The following is a 25,914-nucleotide window of genomic DNA, read 5'->3' on the forward strand; positions in this document are numbered from 1 at the left end:
AGCATTACCACCAGGGGGATCAGGCGCGTATCCCAGGAACACCTGGACGCCCGCCGTCGGCAGCTCATCGACGGAGCGGCGCGCTGCTTCGCGCGCGACGGCTTCCACGGCGCGTCGGTGCAGGGCGTGCTGAAGGAGGCCGGACTGTCGGCCGGGGCGGTCCACCGCCACTTCAGCGGCAGGAGGACCTGATCGCGGCCATCGCCGACGAGGCGTTCACCAGCATCCGCCGGGCCTTCCGGGAGGCCGCGAACACCCCCCGCCGCCGGCTCCGGACGTGCTGCTGGGCCGGGTGCTGCGCGGTCTGTTCTCCGTGGAGCTGTGCGGTCCGGACGGGCGGGCGGTTCGCCCCACTGATCGTGCAGGTGTGGGCCGAGAGCATGCGCAACGAGCACCTGGCCGCCACCTTCGAGGACGGATACGGCGCCATGCGGCTCGTCCGGACGGACGTGGTGGAGGGGTGCCGCGAGACAGGGATCCGGCGGGCGGACGTACCCGCCGACCATGTGGCGCGGACGATGATGGCGGCCACGCAGGGGGTTCTTCGCCCAGCCGGCGCTCTTCGGCGACGCCGATCCGGCGGTGCTGGAGAACGGCATGCGCGGCCCGATGGCCATGGACCGGCCGGAGACCGGCTGACACGCGGGAATTTACCCGCCGGAATCGACGTGCCGGAAATGTCGCGCCGGAGTTAACGCGCCGGAAAAACTCCGGCCCTAGTGTGCGGCGTCTCGCGCGAGTCAGCGGTTCGCCGTTCAACGGCCGTGTTGGGCACGGCCGATGCCTCGCAGCGCCCAGGGACGGCACTGGGCACCGGACTGTGAGGTGGACGCATGAGACTGACCCCGCACGAACAGGAACGCCTGCTCATCCATGTCGCCGCCGATGTGGCGCGACAGCGCCGGGCGCGCGGACTGCGGCTCAACCACCCCGAGGCGATCGCGCTGATCACCGTGCACCTGCTGGAGGGTGCCCGCGACGGCCGTACCGTCTCCGAGCTGATGGCGTCGGGCCGTACGGTGCTCGGCCGCGACGACGTCATGGACGGGGTGCCCGAGATGATCCACGACGTCCAGGTCGAGGCCACCTTCCCGGACGGCACCAAACTCGTCACCGTCCACGACCCGATCGTCTGAGGGGAGGCACCACCGATGATTCCCGGCCAGATCCTGTACGCGGACGGGCCCGTGCCGTTCAACGAGGGGCGCCCCGTCACCCGACTCACCGTGCTCAACGCCGCCGACCGGCCCGTCCAGGTCGGCTCGCACTACCACTTCGCCGAGGCCAACCCCGGCCTGGACTTCGACCGTTCGGCCGCGCACGGACGGCGGCTGAACATCGCCGCCGGCACCGCCGTGCGCTTCGAACCCGGCATCCCGGTCGACATCGAACTGGTCCCGCTCGCCGGACGGCGCATCGTCCCCGGTCTGCGCGGCGAGACCGGAGGTGCCCTCGATGGCTGAACTCGAACGTGCCGTGTACGCCGACCTGTTCGGCCCCACGACCGGTGACCGTATCCGGCTGGCCGACACCGATCTGCTCGTCGAGATCGAGGAGGACCGGTCGGGCGGCCCCGGACTCGCCGGTGACGAGGCCGTGTTCGGCGGCGGCAAGGTCATCCGCGAGTCGATGGGACAGTCCCGCACCACCCGCGCCGAGGGCGCCCCGGACACCGTCGTCACCGGCGCCGTGATCATCGACCACTGGGGCGTCGTCAAGGCGGACATCGGCATCCGCGACGGCCGGATCACCGGGATCGGCAAGGCCGGAAACCCGGACACCATGGACGGCGTCCACCCCGACCTGGTCATCGGCCCCGAGACCGAGATCATCGCGGGCAACGGCAGGTTCCTCACCGCCGGGGCCATCGACGCCCACGTCCACTTCATCTCGCCGACCCTGATCGACCAGGCACTCTCCTGCGGGATCACCACCCTGGTCGGCGGCGGCACCGGACCGGCCGAAGGTACCAAGGCCACCACCATCACCCCGGGACCCTGGCACCTCGCCCGGATGTTCGCGGCGCTGGACGCGTACCCCGTCAACATCGGCCTGCTCGGCAAGGGCAACACCATGTCGCGCGAGGCCATGCACTCCCAACTCCGCGCCGGCGCACTCGGATTCAAGATCCACGAGGACTGGGGCGCCACCCCCGCCGTCATCGACGCCTGCCTGGGCGTCTGCGAGGAGACGGGCGCCCAGCTCGCCATCCACACCGACACCCTCAACGAGGCCGGATTCGTCGCCGATACCCTCGCCGCCATCGCCGGGCGCTCCATCCACGCGTACCACACCGAAGGCGCCGGCGGCGGACACGCACCCGACATCATCGGTGTCGTCTCCCAGCCGTACGTCCTGCCCAGCTCCACCAACCCGACCCGGCCGCACACCGTCAACACCATCGAGGAACACCTCGACATGCTGATGGTCTGCCATCACCTCAACCCGGCCGTGCCGGAGGACCTGGCCTTCGCGGAATCCCGGATCCGGCCCTCCACCATCGCGGCCGAGGACATCCTCCACGACCTCGGGGCCATCTCGATCATCTCGTCCGACTCCCAGGCGATGGGCCGCATCGGCGAGGTCGTCCTGCGCACCTGGCAGACCGCCCATGTGATGAAGAAGCGCCGCGGAGCACTGCCCGGAGACGGGCGGGCCGACAACCGGCGAGTGCGTCGCTATGTCGCCAAATACACCATCAACCCGGCGGTCGCCCAGGGGCTCGACCGGGAGATCGGCTCGGTCGAGCCGGGCAAGCTCGCCGACCTGGTGCTGTGGGAGCCGGCGTTCTTCGGCGTCAAGCCGCAGACCGTGATCAAGGGCGGCCAGATCGCCTACGCGCAGATGGGCGACGCCAACGCCTCCATCCCGACTCCGCAACCGGTGCTGCCCCGACCGATGTTCGGCGCGGTGGGCCGCTCGCCGGAGGGCAACTCCTTCAACTTCGTGGCCGATGCCGCCGTCCGGGACGGGCTGCCGGAGCGCCTCGGTCTCGGCAAGCGGTTCGTGCCGATCCGCAGTACGCGCGGCGTCACCAAGGCGGACATGCGGGAGAACGACGCGCTGCCGCAGGTTCACGTCGACCCCGACAGTTTCGCCGTGACGATCGACGGCGAGCCGGTCGAACCGGCACCGGCCGCCGAACTGCCCATGGCCCAGCGCTACTTCCTCTTCTGATGCGCGGCACACCACGCTCGGGACGGGGCGTGCAATGAGCCGCGCGGCGCTGCTCGTCCTCGCCGACGGCCGGTTCCCCGCCGGTGGCCACGCCCACTCCGGCGGCGCCGAACCGGCCGTGCGGGCGGGCCGGATCCGTGACGCCGAGGACCTCACCGAGTTCTGCCGGGGCCGTCTGCACACCACCGGACTCACGGCCGCCGCACTCGCCGCGGCGGCCGCCCACGGCCATGACCCGATCGCGCTCGACGAGGCCGCCGACGCCCGCACTCCGTCACCAGCACTGCGCGCCGTCACCCGCAGACTCGGCCGGCAGCTGATGCGGGCGGCCCGCGCCACCTGGCCGAGCCCCGAACTCGCCGTGCTCGCCGGGGCCCGGCCGCGCGGCGCCCACCAGCCCGTCGTCCTCGGCCTCACCGCACGCTCGGCGGGGCTCGGCCCCGAGGACGCCGCACACTGCGCCGCCTACGAAACCGTCGGCGCACCGGCCACCGCCGTCGTCCGCCTGCTCTCCCTCGACCCCTTCGAGGCCACCGCCGTCCTCGCCCGCCTCGCACCCGAACTCGACCGGATCGCCGTACGGGCCGCCGCGGCCGCGCACGGAACCATCGACGCGCTGCCCGCCGCCTCGGCGCCCCTCCTGGACATCACCGCCGAGGCACACGCGGCCTGGCCAGTCCGCCTGTTCGCCTCATGAACCCGCACGAATCAGGAGCCGCATCCATGCATCTCGACCATGCCCACCACGGCCCCGCCGCCGTGAGCGCCGATTCCGCCCGCCCGGACGGCACCCGGCGCGCCCTGCGTATCGGGCTCGGCGGACCGGTCGGCTCCGGCAAGACCGCGACCGTCGCCGCCCTCTGCCGGACCCTGCGCGACGAGCTGTCCATCGCGGTGGTCACCAACGACATCTACACCCGTGAGGACGCCGCCTTCCTGCTCCGTGAGGCCGTCCTGCCGCCCGAACGCATCCAGGCCGTCGAGACCGGCGCCTGCCCGCACACCGCGATCCGCGACGACATCTCCGCCAACCTCGAAGCCGTCGAGGACCTGGAGGACAGCATCGCCCCGCTCGATCTGATCCTGGTCGAATCCGGCGGCGACAACCTCACCGCCACCTTCTCCAAGGGCCTCGTCGACGCACAGATCTTCGTCATCGACGTGGCCGGCGGCGACGACATCCCGCGCAAGGGCGGCCCCGGCGTCACCACCTCCGACCTGCTCGTCATCAACAAGACCGACCTCGCCCCCCATGTCGGCTCCGACCTGGAAGGCATGGCCCGCGACGCCGGAGCCCAGCGCGGGGAACTCCCCGTCGCCTTCACCTCCCTCAAGAGCGAGGACGGTGTGAAACCCGTCGCCGACTGGGTCCGCGGGCAGCTCGCGGCCTGGACCGCATGAGCGTCCGGGCCACCGCCCGGATCACCGCGGCCCTGGACGGCCGTGGCGTCACCTCGCTGCCCGTGCTGGCGGGCGACGGACCGCTCGCCCCGCGCCGCACCCGGACCCCGACCGGGTCCGGCGCCCGGGTCACCGTCGTCGGTGCCATGAGCGCGCCGCTCGGCGGGGACCGGCTCACCATCGTGACGCGGGTCGGCGAAGGCGCCCGGCTCACCGTCGACTCGGCGGCGGCGACCGTGGCCCTGCCCGGGGAGGGATGCGAACCTGCCACGTACGAAACCGAGTTGAGTGTGGGGGAGCGGGCGGAGCTGCGCTGGCTGCCGGAACAGTTCGTCTCGGCGCACGGCAGCGTTCTGCACATGACCACCCGGGTCCGGCTCGCCCCCACCGCACGCCTGGTGCTCCGCGAGGAACAGATCCTCGGCCGTCACGCCGAGACCACCGGCACCCTCATCAGTCGCCTCACCGTGCACCGCGCGGGCCGGCCGCTCATCGACCAGCAGCTGGCGTACGGGCCGGGCGCCCCCGGCGGCTGGGACGGTGCGGCGGTCCTGGGCGGCCACCGGGCCGTGGGTCAACTCCTCGTCGTAGAACCGGCGTTCGACGAGAGATACCCCGAGGCGCGATTGCTGGGGGACACCGCCGTGCTCACCCCGCTCGCCGGCCCGGCCGTGCTGGTCACCGCCCTTGCCGCCGATGCGCGCCGACTGCGCGGCGTCCTGGACGAGGCGCTGAACGAGCTGCTCGACGCCCCCGCGGGGTGAACCCCACGGGCACCGTCTCACCCCCTCCGGTCGTACGCCGCCAGCCAGGCGTCCTCCGCCGCGTAGTCGAAGAGCTTCTTCCCGTACGACCGAAGCATGGCGGGGAAGGCCGCTGTCCAGTCCTGGCCCACAAGCCGTGCGGCGATCCACTCGACCGTCTCCGGGAGCGACTGCACATAGCCGGTGACCGGCCGGTAGCCGAGCTCACGCTCGGCGGCCGTCATGTCGTACACGATGGGGTGGTGGCTGCTCCAGGGCGTCCCGCCGACGCCGTCCTCCCCGGGCGGGCCCGCCGACAGCACCGTCGAGGTGCTGCGGCCGAGCACCGCGTCGACGGCCTCGCCGATCTCCGTGACCGTCGGCGCCTGCGGATCCCCGGCGTTCAGCACCCGCGAACCCGGCCGCAGCGCGGCGAGCCGGATCAGCTCGGCCAGGTTGGAGACATGGACCGGGTGGAAGCGGGACTCGCCACCGAACGCGAGCACCCGCCGGTCGCGGCCGTCCACGAGCCGCTTCACGAAGAACAGCTCACGCGGCGAGCGGCAGTGCTTCCCGTGGATCGCCCCGGCCCGCAACAGCGTCACCGGCAGCGCGTCCCCGGCCGCCAGCAGATCCCGCTCCAGCTCGATCTTCCGCGTGGCGTACGTCATGCCGCCGGCCGGCACGGTGCGCTGCGACTCCGGGATCGGCACCGGATAGTGCGGAGCGCCGTCGGGTTCGCCCTGTGTGTCGAAGCTGCGGCCCCGGTCGTCCTCGTACGTCGCACCGCTGGAGATCACCACCGCCGAACCGATCCGGTCCGCGAGACCGGTCAACTGGCGGGCGTGGCCCGCGTCGTAGGCCACCATGTCGACCAGTACGTCACAGCCGTCGCCCAGCGCCGCCGCGAGCGCCCCATCGGCGTTCCGGTCCAGGGCGGTCGTGCGCACCGCTCCGTCCCACCCGGCGTCCCGGCCGCCGCCGAGCGAGGCGGCCGTCACCTCCCAGCCGTCCTCGACGAGCGACCGCACCGCCACCCGCCCGATCTGTCCCGTCGCACCCAGCACCCATGCGTTTCCTCTGCTCATGGGACCGACGCTAGGTCCGGCCGGGCGCCCGGACCCGCGAAGTTCACCGAGCGCGGATCCGCTGTCAGCGTCGCAACTTCGGGAACTTCTTGGACTGTGCCGCCTCTTCGGCCTGCGCGGCCTTCACCTTGCCCGCGTACTCGTCGACGTACTCCTGACCCGAGAGCCCCAGGATCGCGTACATGATCTCGTCGGTGACCGCCCGGACCGCCGCCTTCTGGTTCTCCAGCCCGGCGTAGCGGGAGAAGTCCAGCGGCTCACCGAAACGGATGGTGACGCGCTTGATGCGCGGGACGACCTGTCCGGGCGGCTGGATCTCGAACGTACCCACCATCGCGCACGGCACCACGGGCACCTGCCCCTTGATCGCCATGACGGCGACGCCCACCTTGCCCTTGTAGAGCCGGCCGTCGTGCGAGCGGGTGCCCTCCGGGTAGATACCAAGCAGTTCGCCCCGGCTCAGCACTCCGAGCCCCTCCCGGATCGCCGCCTGCCCGGCCTCCTTGCCGGAGCGGTCCACCGGGATCTGCCCGATGCTGCGGAAGAAGGCGGCGGTCAGCCGCCCCTTCACACCCGGCCCGGTGAAGTACTCGGCCTTGGCGAGGAAGGTGATGCGCCGTTTGAGGATCGCGGGCATCAGGAAATGATCGGAGAACGACAGATGGTTGCCGGCGACGATGGCCGCGCCGTCCTCCGGGATGTGCTCCAGACCCTCGATCCTGGGACGGAAGAACAATCGGAGAATCGGCCCGATGAAGACGTATTTGAGCACGTAGTAGAACACGGGGCGGCTCCTAGGGCCTCTCGTCTGGATCATCCCTGGGCTCGCCAGGGCACAGCTCCGGGAGGGCAGCCTATGTGCAGCCGTCGTCCGCTGCAGCCGTCTTCCTGACGTAGTCCTCGACCGCCGCGTCGAGCCCGATGTCGTGCTGGGCCTGCTCGGACAGGTACCAGCGGTGTTCGAGGAGTTCGTGGTAGAGCTCGGCCGCGTCCATCCGGGCGGGTACGTGGTCGCGCGCCGCGCGCACGGTGGGCCGGAAGATCTCCCGGACCCAGCGGTGGGCCAGCACCTCGGTGCGGGCGCCGTGCCGGTCACCGGGGGCGTAGTCGTCCTGGGTGGCCATCCAGCTCTCCAGGTCGCCCAGGAGCCGTCGTGCCTGGTTCTCCTCCGCGTCCATCCCGGTGAGCCGCAGGAGTTGGCGCTGATGGTGGCCGGCGTCCACGACCTTGGGCACGAACGTGACCGTGTCACCCTGGTCCGAGTGCGAGATCTGCATCTCGGCGACGTCGAAACCCAGGTCGTTGAGGCGGCGGATCCGGCGCTCCATGTAGTGGTGCTTGCCCGCCGGATAGACGGAGGTGCGGGTCAGCTCCGTCCACAGCGCCTGGTAGCGCTCCTCGATCTCCAGGCCGAACGCGATCGGGTCGATGGACGGATGCAGCGCGCCGGCCGCCTCCAGATCGAGCATCTCCCCGCTGATGTTGACCCGGGCCAGCTCGATGTCGTATCCGCGCTGCCCGTCGCTCAGCCGGGGGTGCAGCTCACCGGTCTCGGCGTCCACGAGATAGGCGGCGTACGCGCCCGCGTCCCGCCGGAACAGGGTGTTGGACAGTGAGCAGTCCCCCCAGGCGAACCCGGTCAGATGCAGCCGCACGAGCAGGACGGCCAGGGCGTCCATCAGACGGTGCACCGTGCCGGGGCGCATGGTCGTCTCGAACATCGACCGGTAGGGCAGCGAACCGCCCAGATGCCGGGTGATCAGAACCGGTTCCAGGGGCGAGCCATCGGCCTCGGTGCGGCCGGTGACCACGGCGAGCGGGTCCACGGCGGGTATCCCGAGCCGGTCGAGCGTACGCAGGAGTTCGTACTCGCGCAGCGCCGGCCGCTGGGCCAGCTCCTTCACGGCCACGGTCTCCTCGCCGGCTCGCGCGTAGCGCACCACGTGGCGGGAGATGCCGCGGGGGAGCGGCACGAGGTACTCGTCGGGCCACTGCTCCAGGGGGATGTGCCAGGGCAGTTCGAGCAGGAGGGCCGGGTGTTCGGGGTTGGTGGCGCTGATCTGCAGAGTCATGCGGTCACGGTCCCTGGGTCGAGCGGCGGGTGCACCGTGATCGGACCCCGAAGGGGCGGTGCGGGTCAAGAGCCGGTGCCGGACCCGCACCACCACCCGTGGCATCAGTCCTTCAGGTGCTCCAGGATCCGGTGCATCCCGCTGTTCCAGTTCTCCTTGAGCGCCGCGACGGCCGCGTCGAGGTCGCCGCGTTGCAGGCACTCGGCGATCCGCTCGTGCTCTTCCGCGGAACGCTCCAGGATGTCCTGGTCGCCCAGGGCCACCCGCTCGTAGCGGTGCATCGTCACCTTCAGGGAGGTGATCAGCTTCATCAGGCGGTCGTTGGTGCAGCCGGACAGCAGCAGGTCGTGCCACGCGTCGTCGTAACGCTCTATGACGTCGTGCGGCGCCTGCGGGACCGAGAACGCGCGGGCCTCCTCCAGGAGGCGCGGCGCCGTCGCCGCCAGGTGCTCGGGATCGCTGGACTCCAGCGCGAGCGCCTCCAGCGTCGCGACGATCGCGGACAGGTCGCGGAACTCCTGGGCGCTGAGCGGCGTGAAGCGGAAGCCCTTGCCGCGCTCGCTGGTGATGACGCCCTCACGTTCCAGCGTGATCAGTGCCTCGCGCAGCGGAGTACGGCTGACGCCGAGCTCGGTGGCGAGCTGCCCCTCGTTGATCGGCGAGTTGGTCGCGATCGTGCCGCGCCCGAGGCGCTTGATCAGTTCCTCCTTGACCTGTTCGCGCAGCGGGCGGTTTTCGATTGGCATGTGAGGCTGCCCTCCCCTTCGGTCCGGTCGATTATCCGCTACCGGCACATCACGCGGTACCGGCGCCGTCGACGGGGATGATCGCCCCGCTCAGGAACGCCGAGGCGTCGGAGGCGAGGAACGCCACGGTCTGTGCGATGTCCCGGGGCTGCCCGATCCGGCCGAGCGGCCGGTCCGCGGCGTCGGCGTAGAACGCGTCGGAGCTCTCGCCGAGCTGGCGGGCCTCCTCGGCGAGCATCCCGGTCGCGGTGTCGCCGGGGCAGACACAGTTGACGCGGATGTTGTCGGGGCCGTGGTCGATGGCCATGGCGCGGGTCATGTTGACGACGGCGCCCTTGGACGCGCAGTACGAGACGGCCCGGCCGCCGCCGCGGATGCCCCATCCGGAGCCGGTGTTGACGATGGAGCCGCCGCCCCGGGCCGCCATCCCCGGGATGACCAGGCGGCTCATCAGCATCACCGAGCGGATGTTCACGGCCATCACCAGGTCCCAGTCGTCCTCGGTGATCTCGCAGACCGTGGAACGGCGGATGATCCCGGCGTTGTTGAAGAGGACGTCCACACCGCCGAACAGCTCCTCGGCCGTCCGCACGACGGCCTCGCAGTCCTCGCGCCGTGACACGTCGCAGCGTACGAAGGTTCCTCCGGTGTCCTTCGCGGTGCGTTCACCGCCGTCGGTGTCGATGTCGGCGATCACCACGCGGGCGCCGAGCTCGGAGAGGACCTGGGCGGTGGCACGGCCGATGCCGGCTCCGCCGCCGGTGACGATCGCGCGCTTGCCGTCGAGGGAGATCATCCTGGGCTCCTTGTGTCCTGGGTCGGGTGTCCGGGTTACGTGGTCACATGGCCAGGCGGTACAGCGAGGTGCGCCGCCTGCCGGTGATGACGGGAAGGTGGCCGGACAGCTCCGCGTCGAGCGCGTCGTCGCCGGTGTCGAGGAGTAGCGGGCGGCCGCCGAGCGCGGCCAGTTTGGCTTCCGTGCACAGCACCAGCAGGTGCTCGCGGCCGCCCGCCGCGCGCAGCACGCGCGGCGAGATCTGCTGGTTGCCACGGCCGAGGAGGAACCCCTGGCCGCCGATGGGGGAGAGGGCGAGCCAAGCAGGGCCGAGTGCCAGGAGGGTGTCCTCGCGGGCGTCGCGGGCCACGACCCGGGGCGGGTGGCCCGGCCGCAGGGCGAGCGCGTCGACCCCGGTGAGCGAGACGTCCGCGCCGAGCGCGGCCGCGACCGCCCGGGTGGTGCTGCCGGGGCCGAGCACCAGCAGCCCTTCCCCGACCCGCTCGGCGACCTCGGCCGCGATGCCGCCGACCGCCTCGGGCGAGACGGTGGTGCTGCCGGTCTTGCGCTGCTGCACCCGGACCGGGACGTCGGGGACGGGCAGCCACCCGTGGAGCCGGGAGGTGACACGCCCCTCGGCCAGAGCGTCCTCGTCGCGGTCCATCACCTCGGCGTCCCGCAGCCGGACGCCGCCCGTGCGGCCGAGCCAGGCCGCCGCGACCTCGCCCGCGGCACGCGGGCCGACGGCGAAGACGGCCGAGTGCATCTTGACGCCGGTCGGTACGCCGAGGACCGGGCAGTGCACGTTGCCGAGGGCGCCGAGCACATCACGCGCGGTGCCGTCGCCGCCGGCGAAGAGCAGCAGTCCGACGTCCTCGGCGACGACCGCCCGCACCGCGGCGGCGGTGTCCGCGGCCGTGGTGTCGCGGCCGGCCGCGGCGGCGTACACGATCCGGTCCGCGAGCCCCGCGGCGGCGACGGAGTCGGCGCCCAGGGGACCGGCGGCGGTGACGACGAGGAGTCCGTCCCGAGCCGGCCCGCCCGCACGCGCCGCCAGTTCACCCAGAGCCGCGGCCGCACGCGCACCCGCCTGCGGGCGCGCGCCCAGCGAGAGTGCCACGCGCGGCCGGTCCGGGCCGTCGGTGCCGCCCAGACCCACCCGGCCGCCGAGTCCGGCGACCGGGTTGACCACCAGACCGATCCGCGTCACCGGCCGGCCTCACCGAGCACCTTGCGGCGGTAGGCACGCCAGGAGACCGCCCAGGTCGCCGGGTCGTCCAGCGCTTCCGGGCGTACCCGGTGGATCGTCGAACGGTGCGGAGCGGTGCGTACGGTCTCCGGGTCCTCGTACGCCTCGCGGGCGATCTCCGCGAGGATCGCCGCGTACTCGTCGAGGTCGGCGCGCGTGTAGGACTCGGTCGGCTCCAGCGTCATGGGCTCCGGCACCACGTACGGGTGGTGGCTGGTCCAGTAGTGCGTGCCGAAGTCCGCGGCGCGCAGGCCGAGGTCCTCGGAGTGCAGGCCGGTGTCCTCGTGGAGCTTCTCCCAGCTGTAGCGGACCTGCTCCACGCGTGGGCGCCCGGCCGCGTACGGCACCGAGACACCGGGGATCTGCCGGACCTTGTGGAGCAGATAGTTGTTGTTGAGCACGGCCGTCTCGGCGGCGGCCCGCAGCCCCTCCGCACCGAGCGACATGATCCACGCGTAGGCGCGGACCAGGTTCGGCACGACGCCGTAGAACGGCCGCATCTTGCCGACCGACTCGGGCCGGTCGTCGTCCAGCCGGTACATTCCGGTCGCCGGGTCGAACTCGACGGTGGGGCGCGGGAGATACGGGGCCAGCTCCTCGGTGACCGCACAGGCACCCGCCGCCGGGCCGCCGCACGCGTGCGGGGTCGAGAACGTCTTGTGCAGATTGAAGTGGCACAGGTCGAAGCCCGCGTCCCGCGCCCGGGTGATGCCGAGGATGCCGTTCGCGTTGGCCTGGTCGTACGAGCACAGGCCGCCCGCCTCGTGCACGATCCGTACGAACTCCTCGATGCGCGGGTTGTAGATCCCGGTGTCCTCGGGGTTGGTGATCAGGAGCGCCGCGGTGCGCGGGCCGACCGCCGCTCTCAGCGCCTCGATGTCGGGGTAGCCGTCCGCGTCCGGGTGGAGGGTGATGACCTTGAACCCGGCCGTCTTCGCGCAGGCGGCGTTGGACGGGTGGGAGAAGATCGTCGTGATGATCTCGTCGCGCCGGTCCAGCTCGCCGCGCGCGGCGAAGTGGGCACGGATCATGGCGACGTTGGTGTAGATCGCGGCGGAGCCCGCGCCCGGCTGGAGCGAGACCCGGTCCATGCCGGAGATCTCCTTCAGCAACTGCTCCAGGCTGTGGATGATCCCGAGGACGCCCTGGACCGTGTCCTCGTCCTGGAGCGGGTGCAGCGCCGCGATCCGGGGGTCGCGGACGAACTGGTCGTTGACCTTGGGGCTGTACTTCATGGTGCAGGTGCCCTGGCCGACGTCGATGTTGAGATCGGCGCCGAGATTTTCCTGCGACAGGCGCAAGTAGTGTCGCAGCACCTGCTGCTGGGACATCTCCGGCAGCGCGGGCGGCTCGGCGCGGCGCAGGGCGGCGGGAATCGCGGGCATCGGGACGGACGGGTCCGCGGCCGGCACGAGGACGCCCCGCTCGCCCGGCGAACCCAGTTCGAAGATCAGCTTCTCGTCCCAGGACGCCTGCTGGAACCGGCGCAGCCGGGGCTTCGGAGCGATGCGCGCCTCCTCGGGGGAGACGGACACGGGCGCGTGCGAGGCGGTCACTTGACGATCTCCTTCAGGGTCGCGGCGAGCCGGTCGATGTCGGCCCTGGTGTGCACTTCGGTGACGCAGTACGCGGCTTCGTGGGTGCCGGTCGGCGTGGAGCCGAAGATGCCCCGCTCCTTGAGTTCGGCGCGGATCTCGGCGGCGGTCCTGCCGCCCGTGTAGCGGACGGTGAAGTCGGCGAAGTGCAGGGCGTCGCCGTACGGGACCTCGATGCCGGGCACCTCGGCGAGGCTGCTGCGGGCGTACGCGGTCAGCGCGAGGATCGTCTCGCCGATCTCCCGCATGCCCTGCGGTCCCATCAGCGCGAGATAGACCCCGGCACCGATGCCGTGCAGAGCGGCGGCGGTGCCGACCCACTCCTTGCCCTCCTCGCGCAGCGCGAACGAGGTCCGCTCGTAGGCGACGTCACCGAATCCGTACTCGCCCTCGACGCTCGTGGGCACCAGCCCGAACAGCCGTGACGGGTACTCGGCGACCAGCCTCTCCTCGTCGTGGGTGGCGATGAAGCCCGCGTTGCCGCCGCCGAAGCTCTGGTGCAGGCCCAGCGGCTGGATGTCGCCGCACGCGATGTCGGCGCCGTACGCGGAGGGCGGCGCGAGCACGCCGAGCGTGAGCGGATTGCAGCCCACCACGTACAACGCACCCGCCTCGTGGGCGAGTTCGGCGAGGCGGGGGAGCGCCTCGTCGACGATTCCGAGCGCGGACGGGGTGTCCGCGTACACCGCGGCGGTGTCGCCCGCGGCGAGCGCCTCGCGCACCGCGCCGAGGTCGGCGCAGCCGGTGTCCGGGTCTACCGGGATCACCGTCACGTCGTGGTCGGGGCGTACGTAGTCACGGATGCGGGAGAGCTTGTCGGCGTCGATCGCGGTGGCGACGAGCACCCGGCGGCGGCCGGTGATCCGGCCGGCCATGCGCAGCGCGGTGCCCGAGGCCTGGAAGCCGTCGTACACCGGGACGTTGACGATCTCCACGTCGAGCAGCTCGGCCATCATCGACTGGTACTCCCACAGCGCCTGGAAGCGTCCGTGGTCCTCGTAGGGCTCGCCCGCGTACGCCGTGAGGAACTCGCTGCGGTTGACCACCTCGTCCACGACCGCCGGTACGTGGTGCTGGTAGCAGCCGGAGCCGAGAAAGCTGAGCGCCTGCCGCGTCGATGTGTTGCGGCCGAGCAACTCCTCCATGTGGCGGGTGAGTTCGGCTTCCGAACGCAGTGGGGCCGGCAGGTCGAGGGGGCGGTGCAGCCGGATGCCGTCCGGGATGTCGGCGTAGAAGTCCTCGACGCCCGCGGCGCCGATCTCCTCCAGCATCGCCTGCCGTACGGCAGGCACGGCGTTGGGAATGTAGGGATGGGCGTAGGTGTGGACGGAGTCCTGGGGTGACGTCATGCCGCGCCTTTCGCGTGAGCCGGCTCGGTCGGGTCAGTCATGACCACAGCAACAAAAGTCTTTGGCTGTACACCTCTTGACGGCAGGCTCCGTCATTCAGTGTTCTGAATACAGCATTAGGCATTCAGGCTCCAGGAGGCAAGAGTGTCAACGAGACCCACCCGACGGGTTGTTCTGGCCACAGGTTTCGCGACCGCGGCATCGTCCCTGGTCAGTGGATGTGCCATGGGCGGGGCCGGCGGCGGTGAGGCCCGGGACATCGGCGGCAGGAAGGACGACGAAGAGGGCAAGGTCAGCGGAAAGATCACCGTCTGGTCGTGGGACGTGGCAGCCAAGGCCATGAAGCGCCTCGCCGTCGACTTCGAGAAGCGCCACCCCGGCACCACCGTCGACATCGTCGACATCGGCTACGACAACGCCTACGACAAGATCACCGTGGGCCTGCGCGGCGGCTCGGGCCTCGCCGACGTCCTCACGGTCGAGGGCAGCTACATGCCGCGCTACATCGGCAACTTCCCGAGCGGCTTCTACGACCTGACGAGCCTCGGCGGCCGCTACGGAGGCGACTTCGACCGCGCCGCGTGGCGCACCGTCACCGGCAAGGACAGCGCGGTGTTCGCCCTGCCCTGGGACATCGGCCCCTGCGCGCTCTACTGCCGCACGGACCACTTCCGTGCCGCCGGAGTCGACCCCACGTCGCTGCTGACCTGGGACGACTATGTGGCGGCGGGCGTCCGTATCAAGAAGGCCACCGGCCGCAAGCTGCTCATCATGGACTCCACCGACGCCGGAATCCTGCCGATGCTGCTCCAGCAGCAGGGCCAGTCCTACTTCAAGGGCGGCCGGGTCGCCGTCGACACACCCGAGGCCGTCAAGGCCCTCACTCTGATGAAGACCCTGCACGACAAGGGGCTCGTCGACTACGAGAAGGGCTGGGACGGGCTCGTCACCGGCACCAAGGAGGGCAAGGCCGTCACCACGCCCACCGCAGCCTGGTGGACGGGCACGCTCACCGACGAGATGCCGGAGCTGAAGGGGAGGTTCACCGTGGTGCCGCTGCCCGGATTCACCGCGGACGGCACCCGCACCTCCAACATCGGCGGCTCCACCCTCTGCGTCCCCGCACAGAGCAAGAACCCCCGCCTCGCCTGGGCGTTCATCCGGTTCCTGCTCACCGGCAGGGCGAACCAGGTCTCCATGCTCAAGCGCGAGGGTCTCTTCCCCGCCTACCTGCCCGCGCTCGACGACCCGTACCTGAGCGCGAAGCAGGAGTACTTCGGCGGACAGGCGGCCCTCGACGTGTTCGCCCGGCTCGCCCGCAACATCCCGCCGGTCGAGAACAACAAGGACGACGCGAAGGCCTCCGACATCATGGTCTCCGCCGTCACCGGCGTGATGCTGCGCGGCAAGGACCCGCGCGCCGCCCTCGACTCGGCCGCGCGGCAGCTCGCCACCGCCACCGGCCGCGAAAGGGTGAAGTAGCCCGATGGCCGTCCACACCACCTACGACCGGCCGGTCGCCCCCGCCCGCGCGCCGGCCGCGGCACGCCGCAGACGCCGGCGCCCCACCGCCTGGATGTTCGCCGGGCCCGCGGCCGTCCTCTTCGTGCTCTTCTTCGCCTACCCGCTGGGCGCCAGCCTCCTGCAGAGCTTCACCACCGAGGACGCCGGAGCCACCCGCTGGGTCGGACTCGACCAGTACCGGCGCATGATCCACGACCCCGCGTTCCTGGAGTCCCTGTTCAACACCGGGGTCATCCTCGTCGTGCAGGTCCCCGTCATGATCGGCCTGGCCCTCGTCCTCGCCGTCCTGCTCAACCAGTCCTGGCTGCGCTTCCGCGGCACCTGGCGGGCGGTCTACTTCCTGCCCGCCGTCACCACACTCGTCGCCTACGCCGTCGTCTTCCAGGTCCTCCTCAAGACCGACGGCGGCCTCGTCAACCAGATCCTCGGCGCCGTCGGCATCGGCCAGGTCGACTGGCTCAACAACCCCACCTGGGCCCGCGTCTCCCTGATCGCTTCCCTGACCTGGCGCTGGACCGGCTACAACGCCGTCATCCTGCTCGCCGGACTCCAGTCCATCGGCAAGGAGCAGTACGAGGCCGCCGCCATCGACGGCGCCACCACCTTCTCCACGTACACCAGGGTGATCCTGCCGCAGCTGCGCCCCGTCGTCCTGTTCTGCGTGATCACCTCCACCATCGGAACACTCCAGCTCTTCGACGAGAACTACGTCCTCACCCGCGGCGGCCCCGACGACGCCACCCTCACCCCGGTCGTCTACCTCTACAAGACCGGCTTCCAGCAGCTCGACTTCGGCTACGCCGCCGCCATCGCCTGGGTGGTCGTCGCCCTCATCGCCGCGATCTCGGCCCTCCAGTACATCGCCTTCGGAAGGGAGCGTCGCCGGTGACCGCCCTCCAGCAGGCCCCCGCACGCGTCCACCCGGTCCGGCGCCTGGGCCGCTACGCGGTACGGCTGCTGCTCGCCGCCGGTGCCGTCGTCAGCCTGGTGCCGTTCCTCTGGATGGCGATCGCCGCGACACACTCCACGTCCGACCTGTTCCATTCACCGCCGCCGTTCCTGCCCGGCGGCCGGCTGCTCGACAACCTGGCGCGGCTCCAGGACACCATCGGCTTCGGCCGGGTCCTCCTCAACAGCGTGGGCATCGCCGTCGTCCACACCGCGCTCAGCTCACTGATCTCCGCCATGTGCGGCTACGGACTCGCCAAGTACCGCTTCCGCGGCCGGGGACTGCTGCTCGGCGTCGTGCTCGCCACCATGATGATCCCGTTCCAGGTACTGCTCGTGCCGCTGTTCCAGATGATGGCGAGCGTCGGCTGGATCGACTCCTACCAGGCGGTGATCCTGCCGTTCCTGGCGAACTCCTTCGGCATCCTCCTGATGCGGCAGAGCTTCGTCGACTTCCCCGACGAGCTCCTCGAATCGGCCCGGATCGACGGCTCCGGCGAGCTGCGCACCTTCTACCAGGTGGTGCTGCCGTGCGTGCGCCCGCAACTCGGCGCCCTGGTCATCTTCACGTTCATGGCGCAGTGGAACAGCTTCATCTGGCCCCTGCTCATGCTCAACTCGGAGGACAAATACACCGTGCCCGTCGCGCTCAACACCCTCACGGGGCTCTCCCACGTCGACTACTCCGGACTGATGCTCGGCTCGCTCCTCGCCACGCTCCCGCTGATGCTCCTCTTCCTGTTGTTCCAGCGGCAGTTCGTGGCCGGACTGCTCGGCGGGGCGGTGAAGGGATGAGCCGCGCGACCCGCGTCCCGGGCATCCTCTACGGCGGCGACTACAACCCCGAGCAGTGGCCCGAGGACGTCTGGGCCGAGGACGCCGCCCTGATGCGCGAGGCCGGGGTCACGATGGTGACCGTCGGCGTCTTCTCCTGGGCCCGGCTCCAACCCGGCCCGGACACCTGGGACTTCGGCTGGTTCGACCGGCTCCTCGACCTGCTGCACGCCCACGGCATCGCCGTCGACCTGGCCACCGCGACCGCCTCACCGCCCGCCTGGCTGGTGCGCGCCCACCCGCGGATCCTGCCGGTCACGGCAGACGGCGTACGCCTCGAATTCGGCTCCCGCCAGCACTACTGCCCCTCCTCGCCCGAGTACCGAGCCGCCGCACTCCGCCTCACCCGCACCCTCGCCGAACGCTACGCACACCACCCGGCGCTCGCCCTGTGGCACATCCACAACGAGTACGGCGACCACATCACCGAATGCTTCTGCGCCCGCTCGGCCGACCACTTCCGCACCTGGCTCACCGACCGCTACGGCACCGTCGAAGCCCTCAACCACGCCTGGGGCACGGCCTTCTGGTCCCAGCGCTACGGCAGTTACGACGAGATCGAACCACCCCGCACCGCACCCGGCCCCGTCAACCCGACACAGCTCCTGGACTGGCGGCGCTTCTGCTCCGACGCCCTCCTCGAATGCCACCGCGCCGAACGCGAGACACTGCGCGACATCAGCCCGGACATCCCGGCCACCACCAACTTCATGTCGATGTTCAAGGCACTGGACTACTGGAAGTGGGCGGAGCACGAGGACCTCGTCTCCGACGACGCCTACCCCGACCCCGCCGACCCGCAGGCCCACGTCAATGCCGCCCTCAACTACGACCTGATGCGCTCCCTCAAGGGCGGCCGGCCCTGGCTGCTCCTCGAACAGGCACCGTCCGCCGTCAGCTGGCGGCCGGTCAACGTCCCCAAGAGGCCCGGACTGCAACGCCTCTGGTCGCTCCAGGCGCTGGCCCGCGGCGCCGACGGCATCATGTACTTCCAGTGGCGCGCCTCCCGCGCCGGCGCCGAGAAGTACCACAGCGCCCTGCTCCCGCACCGCGGCACCGCCTCCCGGGGGTGGCGAGAGACCGTCCGCTTCGGCGCCGAACTCGCCCGGCTCGGCGAAATCACCGGCACCACCACCCCGGCGGACGTGGCGATCGTCCTGGACTGGGACTCCTGGTGGGCCCTGGAGGCCGAGGACCACCCCTCCGCCCGGATGCGCTGGCGCGACCTGCTGCGCCCCTGGTACACGGCCCTGCACACCCGTGCCGTCTCCGTCGACTTCGTGCCCCCGCACGCCGTCCTCGACGGCTACCGGGCGGTCCTCGCACCCAACCTCCACCTGCTGCGGCCCGAGCACGCCGCACGCATCGCCGCCTACGTACGCGGCGGCGGTCACTTCGTCTGCGGACCGTTCAGCGGTGTCGTCGACGGCCACGACCACATCCACGACGGCGGCGCACCGGGACCGCTGCGGGACGTGCTCGGTGTGTCCGTCGACGAGTTCTGGCCGATCCCCGACGGCGCCGGGGTACCCCTCGCCTCCGGTGCACGGGCCACCCTGTGGAGCGAGTGGATCGAGCCCGAGGGCCCCGACACGGAGACCGTCGACACGTACGCCGCCGGCGAGCTGACCGGCCGCCCCGCCGTCACCCGCCACCGCTACGGCACCGGCACCGCGTGGTACGCCGGCGCCCATCTCGGCGACGGCATCGCGGCCGTGCTCGACGAAGCGCTGCGGGCGGCGGGTGTGCGCCCCGTGCTCGACGTACCCGAGGGCGTCGAGGCGGCCGTGCGCGCCGGCGCACAGGGCACGTACCTCTTCGTCCTCAACCACGGCGACCACGACACCCGCACGCCACTGACCGGCCGCTACGGGGCCGGCGGCACCGATCTGCTCACCGGAGCCGCCGTCCGCGACCACCTCGACCTCGGCCCGCTCGGCGCCGCCGTCCTGCGCATCGCCACCGAATCCCCCGAAGGGACCGCGAAATGACCCGCCGGAGACACCGACACAGCACCGCCCACCGTCCCCTGAGCGCCCTGACCGCACTCCTGCTGGCCGGCGGCGCCCTCGCCGTGCCGCAGACGGCCGCCGCCCACGGACACCCGAAACCACCGCCCGCCTACGCCGATGTCCTGGACCTGCACGGCACCCCCACCACCGCCCAGCCCGGCGACGGCGAGGACAACAACCCCGTCACCGTCTTCGCCGACCGGGGCGCCTGGCACGCCTACGCCCTGCCGGACGCCGGTGACAAGGACGCGTACGGCGGCTTCTCCGGGCCTCTCTACATCGCCCAGGAATACCCCTGGTGGCTCAGCAAGTCCTTCAGCCGCATCCGCCTCACCGAACACGGCCGCACCCTGGACCTGGCCGCCGGCGGAGCACCCCGCTCCACCTCGCTCCCGGGCCGGCTCGTCCAGTCCTACGACCTGGGCCGCGGCCTGCGCCTCACTCTCGAACTCCGCTTCGCCACCGACCGCACCGCCCTGGTCAGGGCCGAGGTCCGCAACACCGGCCCGGCCCCCCGCACACTAGGTGCCGACTGGACGGGCAGCCTGCTGCGGCCCGCCGACAAGCCGATGCGCGACGCGCCGTCGCTGACCGCCACCGGCTCCGGCGTCGGGGTCGACTTCGCGAAGGTCCGCGAGACCTGGGACTACCTCACCGACGGCACGGAACGCTTCGAGGTCACCCACAAGGACCGCGTCCGCACGACCGTGGACGGCGACACGTACCGCACCGAGGCCGCGAAGCCGGTGACCCTGGCACCCGGCCGCTCGCACAGCTTCGACTGGACCGAGTCCTACACCTTCACCGCCGCCGAGCGAACCGAGGAGCGGGCGAGGGTCCGCGACGTACTGGCCCGCCCCGCCTCCGTGGTGTCCGCGTCCGACGCGCGCTGGCGCGGCTATGTCGCCGGGGTGACCCGGGGCGTTCCGGCGGACCGGCGGCGCACGGCCGTGAAGTCCCTCCAGACCCTCGTCACCAACTGGCGCAGCGCGGCGGGACAGATCAAGCACGACGGCATCACACCGTCGATCTCCTACAAGTGGTTCACCGGCGGCATCTGGGCCTGGGACACCTGGAAGCAGGCGGTCGGCACGGCACGCTTCGCGCCCGACCTGGCCCAGTCGCAGATCCGCTCCATGTTCGACTGGCAGGTACGCCCGGACTCCAGGACCCGCCCCCAGGACGCCGGGATGATCCCCGACGTCATCTTCTACAACGACCCCGAACGCGGCGGCGGCAACTGGAACGAACGCAACTCCAAGCCCCCGCTGGCCGCCTGGGCCGTGTGGGAGGTGTACGCGAAGAGCGGGGACCGGGCGTTCCTGCGCGAGATGTACCCGAAGCTCGTCGCGTACCAGGACTGGTGGTACCGCAACCGGGACCACGACCACAACGGCCTCGCCGAGTACGGCGCCACCGTCGATCCGGCCAACGACTCCCCCGAGGAGCGACGCCTCGCCGCCGCCTGGGAGAGCGGCATGGACAACGCACCGCGCTTCGACGCCGGTCTCGGCACCGGCATCGTCACCAACAAGGCCGCCGACGGAACGCTCCTCGGCTACTCCATCGACCAGGAGTCCGTCGACCTGAACTCGTATCTCGCCGCCGACCAGGGCTACTTGGCGCGGATAGCGGGCGCGATCGGCCGCGGCGCCGACGCCAGGCAGTGGAAGCAGCGCTCCACCGCGACCTCCGCCGCGGTGCGCAACACGATGTACGACCCGGCGGACGGCTGGTTCCACGACATCGCGCTCGGCACCGGCGCACCGCTCACGGCCCGCGGCCGCGGTATCGAGGGCGCCGTCCCGCTGTGGACCGGTACCGCTTCCGCGGCTCAGGCCCGCGCCGTGCGCGACAGACTGACGGACCCGGCGGAGTTCGCCACGACCGTCCCCTTCCCGACCGTGGCGAAGAGCTCGCCCTACTTCTCACCGACCGCGTACTGGCGCGGCCCCGTCTGGTTCGACCAGGCCTACTTCGCCCTCGGCGGCCTGCGCCGCTACGGCTACGGCAGGGACGCGGAAGCCCTGACGGACCGGCTCCTCACCCATGCCTCCGGCCTCGCGGGCGACGGCCCGATCATGGAGAACTACGACCCGACGACCGGGGCGCCGCTCAACTCACCCAACTTCAGCTGGTCCGCGGCGCTGTTGCTGCCGATGCTGACGGGCGACCAGTAGAGGGGCGGACGGCAGCGGTCCTCGGTACGCGGACGACCGGGACCTCCCGGCGACGCGGCGCGCCCTGGACCTCCCCGGCCTGGCCGGGCAGGGCTGAACCACGGGGCAACGCCGGGGACCGGACACGACGGCCCCGGGCGTTGCCCCGTCACCCCCGCCCGGTCCGCAGCCTCACCGGACCGAACAGGCCGCTGACACGCTGCCCGGCGAAGACGAAATGGGTCGGGCTCGTCGCGTCCAGGTGGGGTGCCAGCGTCCCGAACACGGTGATCTCCACGGCGTTGTCCCCCGGCACGACCAGACCCGTCAGGTCGAACACGTACGGGGAACACACCCGCACCCCCGCGGCGACGCCGCCGACCCGGACCTCCGCCGTCCCCCGGACCCGCCCGAGGTCCAGCGACACCCGTCCCGCGACAACACCGCCCGGCACGTTCACCACCCGGCCGTACCGCACCCCGCCGCTGTACTCGGCGAGGCCCTGCCCCTCCCAGTCGCCGAGCCGGATCCGCCCGGGGCCGACCGTGCAGCGCACCGGACCGGCCAGCGCGGCGCCCCCCTCGTACCCGGGGCGGGTCCGGATCCGCAGCGCCGCAGTCACCGGACCGCCGCGGTCCCCGTACGGCAGCTCCACCGTCACGGTGCGCACCCCGCTGGCATCGGGGACGCCCATGGCGGCGAGACACTCCGAGCCGTCCACGTACACCGTGATCCCGCCGTGCACCTGCGCCGTCAACCGGGTGGTACCGGGCGGGAGTTCGAACCAGAACCACTCCACACCGCCCCGGCTCCCCGGAACCGCGAACGAGACCGGCACCACCGTGCCGTCGTCGGCCTCCGGGTCCAGCCACGCGGCCCCCGGCAGCGGATGCGGGCGGCGGCGCAGACACAGCGCGGCAGGGTCACCCACCGGCGCGCGCCGCACCCCGACCGGCCCGCGACCCTGCGGCCCTTCCGCCCACCAGCGGGCGTCACTGTGCAGCATCGCGACGGGTTCACCGTCCTTGCCTTCGAGGACCGCGTCCACCAGGACCGCGCGCTCACCGCCCCCGGACGTCTCGACCGTGATGTCGTTGTCACCGATGTGCAGGGCGGCCGTCACATCGTGCCGTCGTACGCGTGGCACCGCGTGCTCGGCGTACGGGTCGAATCCGCCCTGTCCGCCGATGAGCCGGCCATTGATGCGCAGCGCGCAGGGCACCTGGGCGGCCACCTGCACGACGGCGCGGGCGGGGAGCGCGGTCAGCTTCAGCGTGGTGCCCATCGTCCCGGGCGCGTGGATCCACTCCGGGCGCCCGTAGCGCCGGGGATCGCGCACCAGCGCCAGATGCGCCCGCAGATCACAGTCCTGATCGGGCGTCAGGTCCAGTTCCAGCAGATGAGGTCCGGCGGTCGTCCGCACCGGGCCCAGCGCGAGATGGCCCCCGTCGTCGAGCGCCACGGGCACACCGTCGAGCCGGACCCGCTTCACCGCCCCGGCCCCGATCGCGAGATGCCCGTCGAAGTCCTCGCCCAGGTGGATCCCCGTGCGCAGCCGCACCACTTCTCCGGCGACCGCCCGGCCGATGTGCATGAATTCCTCCGGCACATGCCCCTTCGGTCCCAGGACCGCGCGATGCACCGGGTCCTTGCGCACGCCCAGGCTCTCGGACCATTCGAGCACCGACGGGCCGTCGCGGCCCGGCCCCTCGCCCAGGACCAGCGCGCGGGGACCGAACGTCGCGTGGACCGTGGCCCGCGCCGGTCGGCCGGGGCCGGAGGGCGCCGCGGCCCAGCCGTCCCGTACGCCGTCCTCGCCGGGCTCCTCCACCCGGTGCCGGAAGGTCCGGCACTCGGTGACGGCCGGGCCGGTGGGCGGACCGGTCGCGGGGCGGGCGAAGTCGCCCCAGGTGTTGTCGAGCGTCGGGACGAGCACCATGTCCCAGTCCGCGTCCGGGGGGATCTCGACGGCGGTGACGTACGACGGCCAGGCGCCGGAAACCACGGGTGGGGACGGCTCCCGGTCCTCGGCCGGGAAGACCAGTACGGCCGCCGGGCCCGTATCGAAGGGGACGTCGACCTCGACGGCCCGGGTGTCGTCGGCGACGGGCAGCACCGGCAGCCTGCGGGGAGCGCCGCCGAACGGGTCCACCAGGACGGCCGGGCCCGAAACATCCCGCACCCGCACCCGGGCGCGCCTTACGTAGCGGCCGGGGTCGAAGTCGTAGCGGGCGTCCAGCCAGCCCAGCGCCGCGCCCCGCTCGTCGGGGGCCGCGACGTCCGCGCGGGTCGCCCGAGGGGTTGCCGCGGTCAGGAACACCACGGTGACGCCTTCCACCCGCCGCGCGAGCGCGGGGACCGGCGCGTGTACGGCCGGCCGTACACCGCCCAGAGCGGCGGCGAGCGCACCGGCCGGGTCGTCGGTCAGGGGCACGCGCACCGCCCGGCCGTCCGCGAAGCACTCCCGCAGCGCGTCCGCGGCCGTGGCCGCACCGGATCCCACGGCCCGCTCGGGCAGCTCGCCCCAGGCGATCAACTTCCCGCCGGCCGAGGCGAATTCCGCCAGCCGCTCGGCCGTCTTCGCTTCGAGGACGGTGCACGCGGGCAGCACGATCGTCGAGTACGCCTCGCCCGCCACCCGCAGCCGTACGCCGTCGTCCGACAGTGAGACACGGGCGCGGGCCAGCGACGCGTCGTCGATGACATCGGCGTCGAGACCCAGCTGGTCCAGCAGCCCCGGCCGGGTGTGGAACCAGGCCATGTCGCCGACGAGTTCGAGATAGGCCCACTGGGCGTGGGCCGCCGCCTCGTCGACACCGTCCAGGGCGGTTCCCGCCTGGGCGGTGGTGGTGGGCAGCAGGACCGCGACGTCGCACAGATGGTGACCGAGGCTCAGGACCGCGCAGAGCCGGGTCACGGCGTGGGCGAAGACACGGTGGTGGCGCCAGTACGGCTGGCGCCAGTCGGTTCCGGGCGGCGCCCACTCCCACCAGCCGCCCTTGGTCGTGTAGTAGACGGCATGCGGGTTGTAGAGCGTCGCCCCGGCACGCAGCCAGGGGAGCAGCCAGTCGAAGGTCTCCTCCAGGGTGCCGCCCCAGCCGGTCGAGTGGAAGGCCTCGACCCAGGTGCGGGGACGGCCGTAGAGGTGGGCGAGTGAGGAATGGATGCGGGCGTCCCCGTGATGGTCGGAGCCGGGCGCCGAGAACCAGCGGTGGGTGCGCGCGTAGTCGGCGTACAGCTCCACGCCCGCGACCGGGTGTCCGGCGCGGGCTGGATCCTGCTGGTCGCAGCCGATGAGCAGCCCGTGCCGCTCGTGCCAGGCGGCCAGCGGCCGGAAGAACGCGTCCTCGGCCAGTTCGGCACGGGTCAGGTGGTAGTCGCGGCGGATCCGGTGGACGTCCGGATCCGCGCAGTCGTCGTACAGGGCGTCCAGCCGCTCGGTGAGGTCGTAACCGCGAAGTCGCAGAAAGGCGTCGGTGAACCCCGTGGACCAGGTCGGCAGGGACGGCAGTTCGTCCTGGAACGAGCCGACGACGACGGTCCCGAGCCGGTCGCCGAGCCGGCGCTCGAACTGCCCGTGCACCCGGTTCAGCAGTGCCGCGCACGCCTCGGTCCCGAGATAGTCGAAACCGAGCGCCTCGTGATGATGGAGCGTCAGACGCCATCGGCCGGTGCCGGGCGCCCGTACGCCCCCGTCGGCCACCGGCACCGCGACCGCCGGGCCGGTGGTCCGGCCGTCGTCGTCGACCGGTTCGGCACGGCCCGCGAGTGGCCGGCCGTCCGGCGGGCACCGAAGCTCACCGGCCCGTGCCGCCGAGGACTCGACCACGGCCCGCACCCGGCCGAGCCGACGGCCGGCGAAATCGGGCCGCTCGTCGACGAGGCGTGCCTGGAGATCCGCGCCGGAGAAGCCGAACTGGTCGTAGAACCAGAGCCCGGTCCCCAGCTCCCGGGCGTCCTCGCACACCCCGTCGAGCAGCTCCCACCACGCGTCGGACAGAAACGGCGGGTCGTCGGCGTCCGAGCCGAACAGCGGGCCCGACGGCGCCAGGTTGAGGAGCACCAGATTGTGCACCCCGCCCTGGGCGAAACGCTCCAGCTGCGCCCGCAGCCGCGCCCGGTCGAGCCGCTCCCCGCTCCACCACCAGATCGCGACGGGCGAGAAGGCGCGCGGGGGCGCCGCGAGGACCGCCGCGACGCTCGGTGGGAGGAGCGGATCACCCGGGTGTGTCATGCGAGGTC

Annotated in this window: 20 protein-coding genes and 1 pseudogene; 12 read left to right on the plus strand and 9 right to left on the minus strand. The window is 71.9% G+C overall.

Going from position 1 to position 25,914, the window contains the following annotated elements:
* The first annotated feature begins 18 nt into the window (after positions 1 to 18).
* From EES42_RS17560 to EES42_RS17590, 7 genes and pseudogenes are all read left to right on the plus strand, one after another.
* A pseudogene (locus EES42_RS17560) lies at positions 19 to 639 on the plus strand (TetR/AcrR family transcriptional regulator).
* Between the two features lie 194 nt (positions 640 to 833).
* A complete protein-coding gene (locus EES42_RS17565) occupies positions 834 to 1,136 on the plus strand; it encodes an urease subunit gamma (protein WP_124719135.1) in 303 nt (100 codons plus the stop codon).
* Between the two features lie 15 nt (positions 1,137 to 1,151).
* Complete coding sequence (locus EES42_RS17570; protein ID WP_124719136.1) at positions 1,152 to 1,463, plus strand: urease subunit beta; 312 nt, start codon at positions 1,152 to 1,154, stop codon at positions 1,461 to 1,463.
* Entirely contained in the window at positions 1,456 to 3,177 is a 1,722-nt protein-coding gene (locus tag EES42_RS17575) for an urease subunit alpha (protein WP_124719137.1), read from the plus strand. The genes EES42_RS17570 and EES42_RS17575 overlap by 8 nt, the downstream gene beginning before the upstream one ends.
* A 34-nt stretch (positions 3,178 to 3,211) precedes the next feature.
* Positions 3,212 to 3,874, plus strand: a complete 663-nt coding sequence (locus EES42_RS17580) for an urease accessory protein UreF (RefSeq protein WP_124719138.1) — start codon at positions 3,212 to 3,214, stop codon at positions 3,872 to 3,874.
* 26 nt (positions 3,875 to 3,900) lie between these two features.
* Complete coding sequence (ureG, locus tag EES42_RS17585; protein ID WP_124719139.1) at positions 3,901 to 4,578, plus strand: urease accessory protein UreG; 678 nt, start codon at positions 3,901 to 3,903, stop codon at positions 4,576 to 4,578.
* Positions 4,575 to 5,342, plus strand: coding sequence for an urease accessory protein UreD (locus EES42_RS17590; protein ID WP_124719140.1), 768 nt, complete (start codon positions 4,575 to 4,577; stop codon positions 5,340 to 5,342). Before ureG ends, EES42_RS17590 begins: the two co-directional genes overlap by 4 nt.
* Before the next feature lie 17 nt (positions 5,343 to 5,359).
* Here the strand turns inward: EES42_RS17590 and EES42_RS17595 are convergent, their stop codons facing one another.
* The 8 genes from EES42_RS17595 to gcvPA form a co-directional block, all read right to left on the minus strand.
* The gene (locus EES42_RS17595) at positions 5,360 to 6,409 is read right to left on the minus strand and encodes an NAD-dependent epimerase/dehydratase family protein (protein ID WP_206433490.1); all 1,050 of its coding nucleotides are present in this window, start codon (positions 6,407 to 6,409) and stop codon (positions 5,360 to 5,362) included.
* 64 nt (positions 6,410 to 6,473) lie between these two features.
* Entirely contained in the window at positions 6,474 to 7,193 is a 720-nt protein-coding gene (locus EES42_RS17600; protein ID WP_124719141.1) for a lysophospholipid acyltransferase family protein, read from the minus strand.
* A gap of 70 nt (positions 7,194 to 7,263) precedes the next feature.
* Entirely contained in the window at positions 7,264 to 8,481 is a 1,218-nt protein-coding gene (locus EES42_RS17605) for a DUF4032 domain-containing protein (RefSeq protein WP_124719142.1), read from the minus strand.
* A gap of 104 nt (positions 8,482 to 8,585) precedes the next feature.
* Positions 8,586 to 9,227, minus strand: a complete 642-nt coding sequence (locus tag EES42_RS17610; RefSeq protein WP_124719143.1) for a GntR family transcriptional regulator — start codon at positions 9,225 to 9,227, stop codon at positions 8,586 to 8,588.
* A 49-nt stretch (positions 9,228 to 9,276) separates the two neighbouring features.
* Positions 9,277 to 10,023, minus strand: a complete 747-nt coding sequence (locus tag EES42_RS17615) for an SDR family NAD(P)-dependent oxidoreductase (RefSeq protein WP_124719144.1) — start codon at positions 10,021 to 10,023, stop codon at positions 9,277 to 9,279.
* A 43-nt stretch (positions 10,024 to 10,066) separates the two neighbouring features.
* Positions 10,067 to 11,212, minus strand: coding sequence for an ATP-NAD kinase family protein (locus EES42_RS17620; RefSeq protein ID WP_124719145.1), 1,146 nt, complete (start codon positions 11,210 to 11,212; stop codon positions 10,067 to 10,069).
* Positions 11,209 to 12,807 carry an aminomethyl-transferring glycine dehydrogenase subunit GcvPB gene (gcvPB, locus tag EES42_RS17625; protein WP_241196429.1) on the minus strand — a complete coding sequence of 533 codons (1,599 nt, stop codon included), beginning with the start codon at positions 12,805 to 12,807 and terminating at the stop codon, positions 11,209 to 11,211. Before gcvPB ends, EES42_RS17620 begins: the two co-directional genes overlap by 4 nt.
* Positions 12,804 to 14,195, minus strand: coding sequence for an aminomethyl-transferring glycine dehydrogenase subunit GcvPA (gene gcvPA, locus EES42_RS17630; RefSeq protein ID WP_124719146.1), 1,392 nt, complete (start codon positions 14,193 to 14,195; stop codon positions 12,804 to 12,806). Before gcvPA ends, gcvPB begins: the two co-directional genes overlap by 4 nt.
* A 225-nt stretch (positions 14,196 to 14,420) precedes the next feature.
* On the opposite strand from gcvPA, the gene EES42_RS17635 reads away from it, so the two are divergent.
* The 5 genes from EES42_RS17635 to EES42_RS17655 are packed head-to-tail and all read left to right on the plus strand — an operon-like array spanning position 14,421 to position 21,693.
* Entirely contained in the window at positions 14,421 to 15,677 is a 1,257-nt protein-coding gene (locus EES42_RS17635) for an ABC transporter substrate-binding protein (RefSeq protein ID WP_124719147.1), read from the plus strand.
* Between the two features lie 4 nt (positions 15,678 to 15,681).
* Complete coding sequence (locus tag EES42_RS17640) at positions 15,682 to 16,608, plus strand: carbohydrate ABC transporter permease (RefSeq protein ID WP_124719148.1); 927 nt, start codon at positions 15,682 to 15,684, stop codon at positions 16,606 to 16,608.
* Positions 16,605 to 17,462 carry a carbohydrate ABC transporter permease gene (locus tag EES42_RS17645; protein WP_241196430.1) on the plus strand — a complete coding sequence of 286 codons (858 nt, stop codon included), beginning with the start codon at positions 16,605 to 16,607 and terminating at the stop codon, positions 17,460 to 17,462. The genes EES42_RS17640 and EES42_RS17645 overlap by 4 nt, the downstream gene beginning before the upstream one ends.
* Positions 17,459 to 19,492: a beta-galactosidase gene (locus tag EES42_RS17650; RefSeq protein WP_124719149.1), complete on the plus strand. Its 2,034-nt coding sequence runs from the start codon at positions 17,459 to 17,461 to the stop codon at positions 19,490 to 19,492. The genes EES42_RS17645 and EES42_RS17650 overlap by 4 nt, the downstream gene beginning before the upstream one ends.
* Positions 19,489 to 21,693, plus strand: coding sequence for an MGH1-like glycoside hydrolase domain-containing protein (locus tag EES42_RS17655; protein ID WP_124719150.1), 2,205 nt, complete (start codon positions 19,489 to 19,491; stop codon positions 21,691 to 21,693). The genes EES42_RS17650 and EES42_RS17655 overlap by 4 nt, the downstream gene beginning before the upstream one ends.
* A gap of 148 nt (positions 21,694 to 21,841) precedes the next feature.
* On the opposite strand, the gene EES42_RS17660 is transcribed toward EES42_RS17655, so the two are convergent.
* Positions 21,842 to 25,906, minus strand: coding sequence for a hypothetical protein (locus EES42_RS17660; protein ID WP_124719151.1), 4,065 nt, complete (start codon positions 25,904 to 25,906; stop codon positions 21,842 to 21,844).
* Between the last annotated feature and the right edge of the window lie 8 nt (positions 25,907 to 25,914).

Origin of the sequence: Streptomyces sp. ADI95-17 (assembly GCF_003846175.1) — a bacterium.
Taxonomy (GTDB): Bacteria; Actinomycetota; Actinomycetes; order Streptomycetales; family Streptomycetaceae; genus Streptomyces; species Streptomyces sanglieri.

Bases quoted from the DNA above. Each gene is read 5' to 3' on its own strand.
- EES42_RS17590 (WP_124719140.1), top strand. From the start codon at position 4,575: ATGAGCGTCCGGGCCACCGCCCGGATCACCGCGGCCCTGGACGGCCGT.
- EES42_RS17660 (WP_124719151.1), bottom strand. From the start codon at position 25,906: ATGACACACCCGGGTGATCCGCTCCTCCCACCGAGCGTCGCGGCGGTC.
- EES42_RS17595 (WP_206433490.1), bottom strand. From the start codon at position 6,409: ATGAGCAGAGGAAACGCATGGGTGCTGGGTGCGACGGGACAGATCGGG.
- EES42_RS17655 (WP_124719150.1), top strand. From the start codon at position 19,489: ATGACCCGCCGGAGACACCGACACAGCACCGCCCACCGTCCCCTGAGC.
- EES42_RS17580 (WP_124719138.1), top strand. From the start codon at position 3,212: ATGAGCCGCGCGGCGCTGCTCGTCCTCGCCGACGGCCGGTTCCCCGCC.
- EES42_RS17570 (WP_124719136.1), top strand. From the start codon at position 1,152: ATGATTCCCGGCCAGATCCTGTACGCGGACGGGCCCGTGCCGTTCAAC.
- gcvPA (WP_124719146.1), bottom strand. From the start codon at position 14,195: ATGACGTCACCCCAGGACTCCGTCCACACCTACGCCCATCCCTACATT.
- EES42_RS17605 (WP_124719142.1), bottom strand. From the start codon at position 8,481: ATGACTCTGCAGATCAGCGCCACCAACCCCGAACACCCGGCCCTCCTG.
- EES42_RS17615 (WP_124719144.1), bottom strand. From the start codon at position 10,023: ATGATCTCCCTCGACGGCAAGCGCGCGATCGTCACCGGCGGCGGAGCC.
- EES42_RS17650 (WP_124719149.1), top strand. From the start codon at position 17,459: ATGAGCCGCGCGACCCGCGTCCCGGGCATCCTCTACGGCGGCGACTAC.
- EES42_RS17565 (WP_124719135.1), top strand. From the start codon at position 834: ATGAGACTGACCCCGCACGAACAGGAACGCCTGCTCATCCATGTCGCC.
- EES42_RS17575 (WP_124719137.1), top strand. From the start codon at position 1,456: ATGGCTGAACTCGAACGTGCCGTGTACGCCGACCTGTTCGGCCCCACG.
- EES42_RS17640 (WP_124719148.1), top strand. From the start codon at position 15,682: ATGGCCGTCCACACCACCTACGACCGGCCGGTCGCCCCCGCCCGCGCG.
- EES42_RS17610 (WP_124719143.1), bottom strand. From the start codon at position 9,227: ATGCCAATCGAAAACCGCCCGCTGCGCGAACAGGTCAAGGAGGAACTG.
- EES42_RS17635 (WP_124719147.1), top strand. From the start codon at position 14,421: ATGGGCGGGGCCGGCGGCGGTGAGGCCCGGGACATCGGCGGCAGGAAG.
- ureG (WP_124719139.1), top strand. From the start codon at position 3,901: ATGCATCTCGACCATGCCCACCACGGCCCCGCCGCCGTGAGCGCCGAT.